We start from the raw sequence: 14,560 nt of genomic DNA, 5'->3' as shown, positions 1-14,560 counted from the left end.
CCTGCGAATAGGTCAACTGTGCGCAGCCGCCAGTGGCAGGCCGCACCCAACCTATCCAGCTTAGTTCAAACGCTGGCACTCTCAATAAGCGTGCTTATGTCTATGTCCTGCGCATAAAAAACGGGCCTTAATGCAAGGCCCGTTTTTGTGTTGCTTATACGCTTACAGCAAACTCAGTTGTCATCGCCGTCGTCGTCATCGCTGCCGTCGATGTTCATGCCCAGTTCTTTGATTTTGCGGGTGAGGGTGTTGCGACCCCAGCCGAGCAAGATCGAGGCATCGCGGCGCCGGCCAGCGGTATGTTTGAGTGCTGTTTCAATCATGATGCGCTCAAATGCGGGGACGGCACTGTCGAGTAGATTTGACTGGCCGCGGGCCAATGATTGATCCGCCCATTGACGCAATGCTTGTTCCCAATTGCTGACGGGAGTGCTGTCTTGTGGTTGCGAGAGCAGCTCAGGCGGCAGGTCATCGATATGCACTTCACGGCCAGAGGCCATGACGGTGATCCAGCGACAGGTGTTTTCCAGCTGACGCACATTGCCCGGCCACTGCAGTTGTTGCAGGTAATCTTCGGTTTCGCTTTTCAGTAGCTTGGGTTCGACCGACAGTTCAAGTGCAGCGCGGCTGAGGAAGTGCCGGGCCAAGGTTGGAATGTCTTCACGGCGGTCTGACAAACGCGGAATGTGAATGCGAATGACGTTGAGGCGATGGAACAAGTCTTCGCGGAATTTGCCCGCATGCACCAGGCTTTCAAGATTCTGGTGAGTGGCGGCAATAATCCGCACGTCAACCTTGACTGGCGTATGCCCGCCCACGCGATAGAACTCGCCATCAGCCAGTACCCGCAGCAGGCGAGTCTGGGTGTCGGCGGGCATGTCGCCGATTTCATCGAGAAAAAGGGTGCCGCCATCAGCTTGCTCGAAGCGGCCGCGACGCTGATTGGCTGCCCCGGTGAACGCGCCTTTTTCATGACCAAACAGCTCGGATTCCATCAAGTCTTTAGGAATGGCCGCCATGTTCAGCGCAATGAACGGTGATGCGGCGCGTGGGCTGTGGCGATGCAGTGCGTGGGCAACCAGCTCTTTACCTGTGCCTGACTCGCCGTTAATCAAAACCGTGATATTGGAGTGCGATAAGCGGCCGATGGCGCGAAACACTTCCTGCATCGCTGGCGCTTCACCGATGATTTCGGGTGTTTGTGCTTCAGCAACTGGAACGCTGAGGTTTTGCTGTTCTTGCGCATGCTGATTAGCGCGCTTGACCAGCGAAATCGCCTCATCCACGTCAAACGGCTTGGGCAAATATTCGAATGCGCCACCTTGATAAGAGGCTACCGCACTGTCGAGGTCGGAATGTGCAGTCATGATGATGACCGGTAGGCGCGGATGCAGGTCTTGAATGCGGGCAAGCAGGTCCAGCCCGCTAACGCCCGGCATGCGAATATCAGAAATAATCACATCAGGCTGTTGGCGCGTCAGGCGGGTAAGCAGGCCATCGGCGTTGTCGAAGGTTTGAGTGATCATACCTTCTTGCTGCAAGGCTTTTTCCAGTACCCAGCGGATAGAACGGTCGTCGTCGACAATCCAGACGGTTTCACTACGGCTCATGGCTGAGTTGCTCCTTGTTCCAGCGGCAGAAAGATCGTGAATACGGTGTGGCCTGGATGGCTTTCGCACTCGATCAGACCTTGGTGCTGACTAATAATGTTCTGCGTGATTGCAAGGCCAAGTCCGGTGCCGTCGGCACGGCCACTGACCATTGGGAAGAAAATGGTTTCTTGCAGCTCTGGAGGGATGCCGGGGCCGTTGTCGATAATTTCAATCTTGGTGACCAGGCGATGACGCACATGACCAATGGTGAACTGGCGCAATGCCCGAGTGCGCAGGGTAATGCGACCCAAGCGCATATCGCTCAATGGGCTCAGCGCCTGCATGGCGTTGCGCACGATATTGAGCATGGCCTGGATCATTTGTTCGCGGTCGATCAGTACATCCGGGATGCTCGGATCGTAGTCACGCACCAAGGTGATGCAGCCTTGGCTTTCGGCTTCAACCAGGCTGCTGACGCGCTCGAGCACTTCATGCACGTTGGTCATCGATAGCGACGGCAGCTTGTTCGAGCCAAGCATGCGGTCAACCAAATTACGCAGGCGATCAGCTTCTTCAATGATCACGTTGGTGTAATCCTTGAGGTTGTCTTCGGGGAGTTCACGGGCCAGCAGTTGCGCTGCACCACGAATGCCACCCAGTGGGTTTTTGATCTCGTGAGCTAAGCCGCGAACCAGCAGTTTGGTGGTCTCTTGCTTGGAAAGCTGCGCTTCTTCTTTGGTGATGCGCAGCATGCGGTCGCGAGGGAAGACTTCGAGCAGGAGCAAGGTTTTGCCGCGACTAATCACCGGTGTAACAGCATAGTCTACGGTGAGGTTTTGCCCGGTTATCGAGGTCAGTACCGCTTCACGCTTGTTGAATGGATGGGCTTCATCAACCGCTTGGCGCAATGAGCTGAGTGCTTCAGCGGACTCAGTGAAAAGCTCACTGATAAATTGGCCGTGGCTGCGTTGGCCGCTTACGGCTAAGAGCATTTCGGCAGCCGGGTTCATGTATTCAAGACACAGTTCTGCGTCGAGCAATAATGTAGCGGTTGTCAGGTTGTCGAGTAGCAGGCGGTGCAGTGCGTCGTTAATGATCATAGGCATCGGCTTCCGGCAGTGGTTATGAAAATGCAAGAAGCAAACCAAAGCCCTGAAAAGTAGCGTTTAACCCGCATAAATAGCGACAACGCCCATAAATAGGTGTAGATCGCCGTGCGCAGGGCGACCCAAAACAGGGAGAGTATAGAAGTCGTTGCTCGCGCGCGCACTAAAGTGGTGCGAGTGCGTGATGGGCTACATAAAAGGAACGAAAGGAATGTCGCTTTCTTCTTCAGGTTTATCCTTCAGCGGGCATTCCGGGCGCACACCAAAGTCTTTTATTTTGCAGGGATTAACCTGGCGCTTTTGCGCCAGCGACGTGCGCAGCAGGTGGAATGGCTGACTTGGCGTTCGCTCAATGATGCGCTCATGCTCATCAATGATTTCAACGGCCAATTGGTGCGTGCCGCGATCAATATTTTCAAGTGGGAAAACCGGGCTGCGGCCGGTCTCGCCGATCACATCGCCATCGAGGATCAAACGAAAACGATGGCCGGGTAGCAGTTCCGGTTCACTGGTGGCGCTGACAATCAGATTGCCTGCGTTGTCGCGAATCGTTGCATCGGGTTGTGGCACCAAAATGCGCAGAAGTTGATAGGACAAAACCACCGGTTGGGTTTGTTCAACTTCCGGTTTTAGCTTGATGGTGGGAGTCATGCCGTTGGTGGGTGCCATTTTGACCGGCTTGGCATCACCACCTCTGGGTTGGTCGGTAAACACCCGATTCCCTTCCGCATCTATATAGGTGTAGACCTGCGCCGAGGCGGGCAGGCTACTGAGCAGCAATAAACAGATTAAAAGTGCGCGCATTAAGGGGCTGGCTTAGGTTTAGGTTTAGGAACGAATGCGGGGCTGTTGTTGGTGTTGACCCGTTGCACGGTAAAGAAGCTGGTTTCGCTTTGTTGCACGGTGTTGGTGGCGCTGATCACTTGCACTGCCAGTGAGTGCTCGCCGCGATCAATATTGTTCAGTTGTAGGCGCGGTACGTTAGACGGCTCGCCATAAGGCTGGCCGTCGAGCACGAGTTGCAGGCGATGGGCTGGCGATAGACGTGGCTGAATATTAACGCCGACGCTGAATGTGCCGTTGTTTGCACGCAGCGCTGCTTCATCGGGTATGCCTGTTAGCTCAAGCACTTGATAAGACGCCTGAGCTTCGGCAGGGGCCTCTGTGCTGTCATCGCTGATTGGCGCTTTCGGTGTTTGCATCTCTACTGTGTTGGTTTTGGGTAGCTCGATGACTTCTGTCTTGGCGCCATCAGGTGGCTCATTGGTGAAAACCGTGTTGCCGTTGGCGTCTGTGTATTTATAGATTTGCGCGCTGGCCGGCAGGGCGGCGGCGAGTAAAAGGCAGGCAATTAGGGTGCGCATGGCCGATCTCTCAATTGAGTTTGCTAATAAAGATTGCACTGCTCAGCGCTGCTGGCAAGTGTCGGCATGTTGCAGTGTGTGCGGGCGCATAAAACAAGGGGGTGAGGGCGCTGGCGGACAATCTACGCGGGTTTGGTCCGGGTTGCAGTCTTATAAAAACAAAAGGCCACCCGAGGGTGGCCTTTTGTCATACCGGCTGGATTAGACGCTGTAGTACAGGTCGTATTCCAGTGGGTGTACGAAGGTGCGTACTTTGATTTCTTCTTCGTGCTTGAGTTCGAGATAAGCATCGATGAAGTCGTCGCTGAATACGCCGCCTTTGGTCAGGAACGCACGACCTTTGTCGAGCTCTTCCAGGGCTTCTTTCAGGCTGCCGCAAACCTGTGGGATCAACTTGCCTTCTTCTGGTGGCAGGTCGTACAGGTTTTTGTCAGCTGCATCGCCAGGGTGGATCTTGTTCTGGATACCGTCGATACCAGCCATCAGCAATGCTGCGAAGGCTAGGTATGGGTTGGCTGCTGGATCCGGGAAGCGCGCTTCGATACGGCGAGCTTTAGGGCTGGCAACGTAAGGAATACGGATCGAGGCAGAACGGTTGCGAGCCGAGTAAGCCAGCATTACTGGAGCTTCGAAGCCAGGGACCAAACGCTTGTAGGAGTTGGTCGATGGGTTGGTGAAGCCGTTCAGTGCCTTACCGTGCTTGATGATACCGCCGATGAAGTACAGAGCGATGTCAGACAGGCCGGCATAGCCTTCGCCGGAGAAGGTGTTCTTGCCGTCTTTGGAGATCGACATGTGAACGTGCATACCCGAGCCGTTATCGCCGTACAGTGGCTTAGGCATAAAGGTAGCGGTTTTGCCGTAGGCGTCAGCAACGTTGTGCACGCAGTACTTCAGGGTCTGAACTTCGTCAGCCTTGGCTACCAGGGTGTTGAACTTAACGCCGATTTCGTTCTGGCCGGCAGTCGCCACTTCGTGGTGGTGAACTTCGATGACCAGACCCATATCTTCCATGGCATTACACATGGCGGTACGGATTTCATGATCGTGGTCGCATGGCGGAACTGGGAAATAACCACCTTTAACGGCTGGACGGTGGCCTTTGTTGCCGCCTTCGATGTCGCCGTCAGTGTTCCAGGAACCTTGCTCGGAGTAGATTTTGAACATCGAGCCGGAGATGTCCGACTTGAACTTTACTTCGTCGAAGATGAAGAACTCAGGCTCCGGGCCAACGAATACAGTGTCACCGATGCCGGTCGACTTAAGGAATTCTTCAGCGCGCTTGGCGATGGAACGTGGGTCGCGGTCGTAGCCTTGCATGGTGCTTGGCTCAACGATGTCGCAAACCAGAATCAGGGTTGGCTCTTCGGTGAACGGGTCCAGCACGGCGGTTTCATCAACCGGCATCAGGATCATGTCGGAAGCTTCGATACCTTTCCAGCCATGAATAGAGGAACCGTCGAACATTTTGCCATGTTCGAAGAAGTCTTCATCCAGCGCGTCGCGTGCGGGCATGGTTACGTGGTGCTGCTTACCCTTGGTGTCAGTGAAGCGCAGGTCTACCCACTTCACGTCGTGTTCTTTAATAAGTTGAATCGACTTCGACATGCTGTCCTCCAGGCGGATTAGGCTCAATCTGTTGAGCCCACAAAATTCGGAAAAGCTCGGCGGATACTCCGCCAGTACTACCTGCCTCACAAGGGAGCAATTTGCATGCCAGTGCACTGTGATGGACTAAAACCCGCAAACGCAGGAGCGGCGGGGGTTGATCGCAATTTATAAATTGATCCGCGCACCAAATAAGTGCTGCGCAAAGTAATTTGGCACCACTTTAGTGCGCTAAAATGTTTGAGTAAGGTTTTTGATCAAACCTTGCACAATTTCCGCTATAATCCGCGCCCCTGTTTTTTCGCGAGCTTGGCGCGCGTTGCTTCCATGAAACTGATCGTAAAAGTTTTCCCAGAAATCACCATCAAGAGTCGGCCCGTTCGCAAGAACTTCATCCGGCAATTGGCCAAGAACATCCGCTCCGTGTTGCGCGATCTCGATCCGCAGCTCTCGGTTACCGGTGTCTGGGATAATCTGGAAGTGGAGACAACCCTAACTGATGCCAAGCTTCTCGGCGAGCTGACTAATCGTCTTAGCTGCACGCCGGGGATCACTCATTTCCTGGAAGTCAACGAATACCCACTGGGTGATTTCGACGATGTACTGGAAAAGTGCAAGCTGCATTTCGCTGACCAATTGCCGGGCAAGATTTTTTCTGTGCGCTGCAAGCGTGCGGGCAAGCACCCCTTCAGCTCGATGGATGTTGAGCGTTATGTAGGCAGTCAGTTGCGTCAGCAGTGTGGCGCTGCCGGTATCTCTCTGAAATATCCTGACGTTGTCGTGCGCATGGAAATCCGTGACCAACGGCTGTTCGTCATCCATCACCAGCATGAAGGCCTTGGCGGTTATCCACTGGGTTCGCTGGAGCAGACGCTGGTATTGATGTCGGGCGGCTTTGACTCAACCGTCGCCGCCTATCAAATGATGCGTCGTGGCCTGGTGACTCACTTTTGCTTCTTCAATCTCGGTGGCCGCGCCCACGAGTTGGGCGTGATGGAAGTTGCGCATTATCTGTGGAAGAAATTCGGCAGCTCGCAACGCGTACTGTTTATTAGCGTTCCGTTTGAGGAAGTGCTCGGCGAAATCCTCGGCAAGGTGGATAACAGCCAGATGGGTGTGGTGTTGAAGCGCATGATGTTGCGCGCCGCTACGCAGATCAGTGATCGCTTGCAGATCGACGCTCTGGTGACCGGCGAAGCTATCTCGCAGGTGTCGAGCCAGACCCTGCCCAACTTGTCGGTGATCGACGCCGCCACTGAGAAGCTGGTGCTGCGCCCGCTATTGGCCAGCCATAAGCAAGACATTATTAATACCGCGACGCAGATCGGCACCGCCGACTTTGCCAAGCATATGCCTGAATACTGCGGTGTGATTTCGATCAACCCGACCACCAAAGCCAAGCCCGATCGCATTGCTTATGAAGAAAAGCAGTTCGATATGACGGTGCTTGAGCGTGCAGTTCAGAGCGCAACCCAGCTACCGATCGACAAGGTCATTGATGAGCTGGGCAAAGATATTCAGGTTGAGGAAGTCAGCGAAGCCCTTGCCGGACATGTCATTATTGATATCCGCCATCCGGACAGCGCCGAGGACGAGCCATTACAGCTGCCCGGCACTGAGGTGCAAACGCTGCCGTTCTACGCACTCAACAGTCGCTTTAAAGAGTTGGATCCTAGTCGCCAGTATTTGTTGTATTGCGACAAGGGTGTCATGAGTCGCTTGCATGCTCACCACTTATTAAATGAGGGGCATGCGAATGTGCGCGTTTATCGTCCGACATAAGACGCCCGGGTTGAATGGCGGCAGCATCCGCCATCGCCCTCCCGACATACAGGCGGCGTAAAAGCTGCTGAGCGAGGCGCTTTGGCCATCGCTCGATGCGTTTTTACGCCGTCTGGCAGAATTTATAATTACTTAATACTCGCCGCCTAAACTATGCGGCAGACCGAATCCTCTGATCGAGATACACAAGTGATCGATAATCTACGTAACATCGCAATCATTGCCCACGTTGACCATGGTAAAACCACCCTGGTAGACAAACTCCTGCGCCAGTCCGGCACGCTTGACCGTAAAGAGCTTGAAAACGAGCGCGTGATGGACAGCAACGACCAGGAAAAAGAGCGTGGCATTACCATTCTGGCTAAAAACACCGCTCTGAAATGGCATGACTACGACATCAACATCGTAGACACCCCGGGCCACGCCGACTTCGGTGGTGAAGTTGAGCGTGTAATGAGCATGGTTGACTCCGTGCTGCTGGTGGTTGACGCCCAAGACGGCCCGATGCCACAGACTCGCTTCGTAACTCAGAAAGCGTTTAAAGCTGGCTTGCGTCCTATCGTTGTAATCAACAAGATCGACCGTCCGGGCGCACGTCCTGACTGGGTTGTTGACCAGATTTTCGACCTGTTCGATAACTTGGGTGCAACCGAAGAGCAACTCGATTTCCCAATCGTTTATTGCAGCGCCCTGAACGGGATTGCAGGTCTTGAGCACGATAAGCTCGAAGAAACCATGGACCCGCTGTTCCAGGCGATCATCGACCACGTACCGGCTCCAGCCGTAGACGTTGATGGCCCGTTCCAGATGCAAATCTCGCAACTGGACTACAACAGCTTCCTCGGTGTTATCGGTATCGGTCGTATCGCTCGCGGTAAGGTCAAGACCAACACTCCAGTGACCGCTATTGGTACTGACGGCAAGAAGCGTAACGGCCGTATCCTCAAGATCATGGGTCACTCGGGTCTGCAGCGCGTTGAAGTCAACGAAGCGCAAGCCGGTGATATCGTTTGCGTAAGCGGCATGGACGAGCTGTTCATTTCCGACACTCTGTGTGATCCGCTGAATGTTGAAGCGCTTGAGCCGTTGACCGTTGACGAGCCAACCGTGAGCATGACCTTCCAGGTTAACGACTCGCCGTTCTGCGGTAAGGAAGGCAAGTTCGTCACCAGCCGTAATATCAAAGAGCGTCTCGACAAAGAGTTGCTGTACAACGTTGCCCTGCGCGTTGAAGAAGGCGACAGCGCTGACAAGTTCAAGGTTTCTGGCCGTGGTGAATTGCACCTCTCGGTACTGATCGAAACCATGCGCCGCGAAGGCTTCGAGCTGGCTGTAGGTCGTCCGGAAGTTATCATCCGCATGGTTGACGGCGCTAAGCACGAACCATTCGAAAACGTCACCATCGACCTGGAAGAGCAGCACCAGGGTCCGATGATGGAGCAGATGGGTAACCGTAAAGGTGACCTGACCAACATGGTTCCAGACGGCAAGGGTCGTGTACGTCTTGAGTACACCATTCCTGCGCGTGGCCTGATCGGCTTCCGTAACCAGTTCCTGACCCTGACTTCGGGTTCGGGCATCCTGACCAGCATCTTCAGCCACTATGGTCCGATGAAGTCGGGCGATATGGGCGGTCGTATTCAGGGCGTTCTGGTTTCCAGCGCCACTGGTAAGGCTCTGACTTACTCGCTGGAAACGCTGCAGGCTCGCGGTAAGTTGTTCCTCGGCCACGGCGACGACGTATACGAAGGCATGCTGGTTGGTATCAACAGCCGTGATAACGATCTGGTTGTTAACCCAACCAAGGGTAAGAAGCTCGATAACATGCGTGCTTCCGGTAAAGACGAAACCATCGCTCTGGTTCCGCCAATCCGTTACACCTTGGAACAAGCTCTGGAATTCATCGAAGACGACGAATTGGCTGAAATCACGCCTAAGTCGATCCGTCTGCGTAAGAAGTTCCTGCTTGAGACTGACCGTAAGCGTGCTAGCAAAAACTAAGCATTAGTTTTAGCTACACCTAAAAAGCCCCTGGCAGCTTGGCTGTCAGGGGCTTTTTTGTGTCCGTTTTTGGCGTGTAATGACAAAAATAATCGACATTCTTTTCACAATGTTTCTGCTATTTTGCCCGGCTTTAATCGCTCGTCCCGTTTTAAGTGCACATGTTCGGGGCCGTTGAGTGTATCGGTATTGAGTAGGAGTTGGACATGCAAGTAGCGGCAGCCGCCAAGGATGAAAAACGTTGGGATTGGGCAGGGCTCGGTTGGTTGTTCCTGTTTTTCTGGTATTTCTCCGGCGTTACACAGTTATTGATTCAACTGACAGACACCACGGGTTTTGTCAGTTTCCGCCAAGCGTTTTTGGTCAGTGGTATGTGGCTGATCCCGGTCTTGTTATTCCCCAAGCAAACCAAAAACATCGCCGCTGTGGTTGGCGTGGTTTTATGGGCGTGCTCTTTAGTGGGGTTGGGCTACTTCTGTATTTATGGCCAGCAATTTTCACAAAGCGTTATTTTCATCATGTTCGAATCGAACATGGCAGAAAGCATGGAATATTTTGGCCACTACTTCGTGTGGTGGATGATTCCGGTCTATCTCGTTTATACCGTTGTTGCTTGGTTACTGTGGCGCAAAATCCGACCGCTCGAGTTTGGCGTTACCCAGGCTCGGGTGCTCAGTGTTGTGCTGCTGCTTAGTTTGATTGGCTACCCGTTGGCTAAAGAGATCAGCAAGCGTGCAACGCTGGGTCTGGCACTCGAGCAGTTTGCAGAGCGCATCGAGCCAGCAGTGCCTTGGCAGTTGGTTGTGGGCTTTGGTAAATACCGCCAGCAACTCGACAACATGGAAAAGCTTCTGGCGGGCAACGCCAAGCTTGCGCCGCTCGAGAATATGAAGGATGTGCGTGCTGACAAGCCGACAACCTTGGTGTTGGTAATTGGTGAATCAACCAACCGTCAGCGAATGAGCCTTTATGGCTACCCGCGTGAAACTACACCGGAGCTGGATAAGCTGCGTGATCAGTTGCAGGTATTCGACAATGTAGTAACGCCGCGCCCTTACACGATCGAGGCACTGCAGCAGGTTCTGACCTTTGCCGATGAGAAGAATCCAGACGGTTATCTGACGACGCCATCGTTGGTCAACATGATGAAACAGGCCGGTTACAAGACCTTCTGGATCACCAATCAGCAGACCATGACCAAGCGCAATACCATGCTCACCACATTCTCTGAGCAGACGGATGAGCAGTATTACCTGAACAACAACCTCAATCAGAATGCTCGCCAATACGACGGTGATGTACTTGAGCCCTTTGCCAAAGTGTTGGCTGACAAAGCGCCGCGCAAGCTGATTGTGGTGCACTTGCTGGGTACGCACATGCGCTACAAGTACCGTTATCCGGAAGACTTTGACAAGTTTACCGATAATAAAGGCGCGCCAAAGTGGGTGACTGAGGACCAGTTAGCAACCTACAACAGCTACGACAATGCGGTGCTGTACAACGACTTCGTCGTATCTAGCCTGATCAAGCAGTTCTCAGCGACCAAGCCGGATGGTTTCCTGTTGTATCTGTCGGATCATGGCGAGGCCGTGTTCGACACTCCGAAAGGTGGTGTGATTGGTCGTAACGAAGGTAAGCCAACTTCGCCGATGTATACCATCCCGTTTATGGTCTGGGCGTCGGATAAGTGGAAAGCACACAACTCTTTTGACTTCAGCAGCATGCTTGAACGGCCTTACAGCAGCTCGAACCTGATCCATACCTGGGCTGATTTGGCTGGGCTGAGCTTTGGCGAGTTGGATAAGAGCAAGAGCTTGGTGAGCAACACATTCATCGTCCGTCCGCAAATCATTGGCGATCCGTATAAACCGAAGTCGTTGATTGATTTCAGCTTGATCAAGCCAAAGAAAATACAGTTGAGCAAGGATGACGTGGCGACCAACTAGTCGACACTAAGGCGCTGCTGAAAAACAGCACTGCCAGTAAGCGAAGCCCTGGCGATTACAACCAGAGGGTTATGTGGCACCGCTAAGCTTGAGCAGGCCAACAGCCAGGAACAGCCAGGCCATGCCGACAAAGCCGAGTCGCCAAGCAATGACCATAAGCCGTTTTATTTCGGGGGGGAAGTTGCGGACTTCCTCCGGGTCAAGTGTGCCTTGCCGAATATGGATATTTGGCCAGAGTACGAAACCTCCGGTGCTACCAACCTGCATGCAGCGCGATATGAAATCGAATCCTGCCCACATCCGTTGATAATTCCGTACGCCAAGGCTATTTGGAAACGCCGAAATAACTTGATCATAGTAACGATGGGTGATGTATACCTGAACAGCCAAGCCAGACAGCGCAATCACGAAAGGTGCGAGAAGGAAAGTGATTCGTAAGTATGGGTGCCAACTATAAAAGTCAATCATTGCAACACCTTATAGATTTCTTCTCCCGCTAGCCCACCAGCCCACCCCCCCGCCAACACTGCCAGCAACCGAAGCCCTGGCGATTACAATCAGAGGGTTATGTGGCACCGCTAAGCTTGAGCAGGCCAACAGCCAGGAATAACCAGGCCATGCCGACAATTACCAGCCAAGCGGATACTGCCATCAGACGCCTCAGCGAAGGGGGGAAATCGCTGACATCGTCGGCATCGATCACTCCTTTGCGAACAAGGTGCTGCGGAAAGAGCAAGGCACCGCTGAGCGAGCTGACCAAGTAGCACCGCGAGGCCAGACTGCTTGTTCCCAAGATGTCCCGCTGTCTAGCCCAAGCGCTTTTGGGAAACGCCGAGATCATGCTATCGAAGTGGCGGCTACAAGCGATATAGACGCCAATCGCAACGCCAGACAGCGCAATCACGAAGGGTGCCAAAAGAAAGGCAATCTGCAAATCCAAGGGCCAAGTTTCAAACCAAACGTTGAAGTTCATTGCTGGCTCCTCTCGTAGATTTTCTCTCCCACCAAACCTCCAGCCCACCCACCACCAGCACTGCCAGCAACCGAAGCCCCGGCGATTACAACTAGGCCGCAAACGATTCCACCTAAGCCGCCCGAAGCTAGTCCGATAGCCGGGCAAACTGTCGGAATAGCAAGCCCACCAGCCCATATTCCTGCTGATCCACCACCTACCCCCCCAGCAAAGCTGCCCGTCTCAGTGAAGCGGATTTTCTGGCACGCCTGGGTTTCCCCCGCCTCGCACACCTCCTTAACCTTCAAGGTAGAGGCCGTGCCGCCCAAGGCGATGCCAATATAGCCGCCGTACTTGAGGTATTTGGCCGCTTTGGCGACCTCGTCCATATGGGTGGCGTAGCCGGGAATCTGGCCCGGTGCACCGCCATTGCTCCAATGGTGTACCAGGCTGCGGGTAGAAATGCCGAGGTCACGGCGCAGGGTTGAATAGCTTCCCAAGCCTAGCTGCTTGCCGAGGAAGGTGGCCTTCAACTGCTTGTCGAGCTGGCGGTACAACTGCTGGCGGGTGGCAAAGAATTGCGAACTTTGCAGATGGCCATGTGTGGCAAATTCGCGTTGGTGGAGAAACTCGATGTCGCGAAGCGTCTCCTCGATCTGCTTCAAGCCCTTTCCCAGCATGTCGGTGCTAATCCCTAGCGACTTGCTGGCGCCACCCACCATCAAGGCAATTTCAGCCTGATGCCTTGCCATGAAGTCGGCTTCGCCTTCGCTCAACGGCTCCAGGGCGGTACGTACCTTGGCGGCAGCCGCCATCAGGTCGGCCTCTTCACGCAGGCAGGCGGTTGGGTTGATGAGGTTACCCAAGACCAACATTTCCCCAGCCTTGAAACCTTGGGCGAAGGTGGGATTCAGCGACTTGATGCGGCTGACCAGATCTTTGTAGGGCGTATCGGCAAACAACTTGGCGAGTACCTGCTCGCCGGACATGCTGCGTGGTACGACATAAAAACCGGGCGGCAGTGGGACGGGGAACTTGGGCATGTCCGGTGGTGGCCAGTCCGAAAGCTCGGGGATGGCTTCAGCTTTCTGCTCCCATGCGGCAAAGGATGCGCCGCCGTTAGCTGGCTTGGTCTTCGGCAACTCGGCCTGACGGCCCCAGCCGTGATTAGTTCCCCAACTGGAGTCGCGGGTGCCGGTGCTGTCCGCCAGCCAGCCGGTGTCCAGATCCGAACTCTGATCGAACGGGTAAGTCTGGTCTTTAAAGCTGTCCGTCGCCATGAAAATCTCCTTGTATTGTCGAATCAGGCAAGAGTGTACCTTTTTCAAGATATCGGCCAATTGGCTCCTATTTACGAACATTGTGCCAGAACAGCTCTAAGGATATGCCGGGTGCAATCGCTGGAACTGGGTGTCAGAATCGTCGGAATACACATTTAGTGTACGTTTTCGTTCCGTTGGACTTCACCCCTCGAAAAGCCCAGGATCAACGGGGTTTGACGGTGGCGTGATCAGTCAAAGATCGGACGCTGCCCATCACCTAGAGCTTTGCGGATAACGTTGGCACTCAAGTCGTGGTCTACATGCTGTTTAAGTGTTGGAACTAGTGGTTCCACCAGTTTGTTCGAGTTCTAGGTTGAAATTCATCACCCGCCAATTGCCAAGGGTCAAATCCTTCACTTTCAATTGTCACGGACAAATGCACGGATGTTGCGCACGTTAGATAAAACGCGCATAACTTCGCCGTAAGTGTTACTAGCCATTAAATAACCTAAGATTCTAATGGATAAAATACTATTGTGTTTGTAGAGAATTCAAAGCTGACATTCCCCGTGGCCTTATCCTGCAAAACAAGCATGGTGGCGAACTGCTTTCCTGTTTTTACTGAAAAAGCCTTCTACTTCAGCCAGCTTTTATCGTTTAGCCAGTTACACTCACCCGTCAGATTTAATAGTGTCATACCTTTTTCTTGAGCTTTTACATAAAGTTAAATTAAATTCGAGTCGCCACGTTATGCGGTTATTTATTATTGTGCTTTTCAAAATAACGAATTTGGTTTGTTTGTAATATCTTATGGCGATGCGCTGATTTTTGTTTTTCCAGTGATTTGTGAAGTCGCGATATATCCTGATCACCTGCTTTTATGGTTATTCTGTTTTATAAATTATACTTTTTAAATGCCGTCGATTCCGTTGTGTAACGGCCTCCAT

General features: G+C 53.3%; 11 protein-coding genes. 3 read left to right on the top strand and 8 right to left on the bottom strand.

Annotated features, from left to right (window positions below; genetic code table 11):
* Positions 1–173: 173 nt before the first annotated feature.
* From ntrC to glnA, 5 genes are all read right to left on the bottom strand, one after another.
* On the bottom strand, positions 174–1,610 hold the full coding sequence (gene ntrC, locus B9K09_RS20460) for a nitrogen regulation protein NR(I) (RefSeq protein ID WP_087518532.1): 1,437 nt from the start codon (positions 1,608–1,610) through the stop codon (positions 174–176).
* The gene (gene glnL, locus B9K09_RS20455; protein WP_087518531.1) at positions 1,607–2,692 is read right to left on the bottom strand and encodes a nitrogen regulation protein NR(II); all 1,086 of its coding nucleotides are present in this window, start codon (positions 2,690–2,692) and stop codon (positions 1,607–1,609) included. The genes ntrC and glnL overlap by 4 nt, the downstream gene beginning before the upstream one ends.
* Positions 2,693–2,887: 195 nt before the next feature.
* Positions 2,888–3,502 (bottom strand): DUF4124 domain-containing protein, encoded by a 615-nt coding sequence (locus B9K09_RS20450; protein ID WP_087518530.1) that lies wholly within the window; start codon positions 3,500–3,502, stop codon positions 2,888–2,890.
* Entirely contained in the window at positions 3,502–4,062 is a 561-nt protein-coding gene (locus B9K09_RS20445; RefSeq protein ID WP_087518529.1) for a DUF4124 domain-containing protein, read from the bottom strand. The genes B9K09_RS20450 and B9K09_RS20445 overlap by 1 nt, the downstream gene beginning before the upstream one ends.
* Positions 4,063–4,263: 201 nt before the next feature.
* Positions 4,264–5,670 (bottom strand): glutamate--ammonia ligase, encoded by a 1,407-nt coding sequence (gene glnA, locus B9K09_RS20440; RefSeq protein WP_087518528.1) that lies wholly within the window; start codon positions 5,668–5,670, stop codon positions 4,264–4,266.
* Positions 5,671–5,997: 327 nt separating this feature from the next.
* On the opposite strand from glnA, the gene thiI reads away from it, so the two are divergent.
* The 3 genes from thiI (at position 5,998) to cptA (ending at position 11,399) form a co-directional block, all read left to right on the top strand.
* Complete coding sequence (gene thiI / locus B9K09_RS20435; protein WP_087519211.1) at positions 5,998–7,452, top strand: tRNA uracil 4-sulfurtransferase ThiI; 1,455 nt, start codon at positions 5,998–6,000, stop codon at positions 7,450–7,452.
* Positions 7,453–7,641: 189 nt separating this feature from the next.
* Positions 7,642–9,453, top strand: a complete 1,812-nt coding sequence (typA, locus tag B9K09_RS20430; RefSeq protein WP_087518527.1) for a translational GTPase TypA — start codon at positions 7,642–7,644, stop codon at positions 9,451–9,453.
* Positions 9,454–9,659: 206 nt separating this feature from the next.
* Positions 9,660–11,399 carry a phosphoethanolamine transferase CptA gene (gene cptA, locus B9K09_RS20425; protein ID WP_087518526.1) on the top strand — a complete coding sequence of 580 codons (1,740 nt, stop codon included), beginning with the start codon at positions 9,660–9,662 and terminating at the stop codon, positions 11,397–11,399.
* 69 nt (positions 11,400–11,468) lie between these two features.
* On the opposite strand, the gene B9K09_RS20420 is transcribed toward cptA, so the two are convergent.
* The 3 genes from B9K09_RS20420 to B9K09_RS20410 form a co-directional block, all read right to left on the bottom strand.
* The gene (locus B9K09_RS20420) at positions 11,469–11,867 is read right to left on the bottom strand and encodes a hypothetical protein (RefSeq protein ID WP_087518525.1); all 399 of its coding nucleotides are present in this window, start codon (positions 11,865–11,867) and stop codon (positions 11,469–11,471) included.
* Positions 11,868–11,964: 97 nt separating this feature from the next.
* On the bottom strand, positions 11,965–12,372 hold the full coding sequence (locus B9K09_RS20415) for a hypothetical protein (protein ID WP_087518524.1): 408 nt from the start codon (positions 12,370–12,372) through the stop codon (positions 11,965–11,967).
* Positions 12,369–13,631: a hypothetical protein gene (locus tag B9K09_RS20410; protein ID WP_087518523.1), complete on the bottom strand. Its 1,263-nt coding sequence runs from the start codon at positions 13,629–13,631 to the stop codon at positions 12,369–12,371. The genes B9K09_RS20415 and B9K09_RS20410 overlap by 4 nt, the downstream gene beginning before the upstream one ends.
* Positions 13,632–14,560: the final 929 nt, after the last annotated feature.

The sequence above is a fragment of the Pseudomonas sp. M30-35 genome (assembly GCF_002163625.1).
In the GTDB taxonomy this organism is placed as follows: Bacteria; Pseudomonadota; Gammaproteobacteria; order Pseudomonadales; family Pseudomonadaceae; genus Aquipseudomonas.
This window is presented reverse-complemented; position numbering and strand designations above follow the sequence as displayed.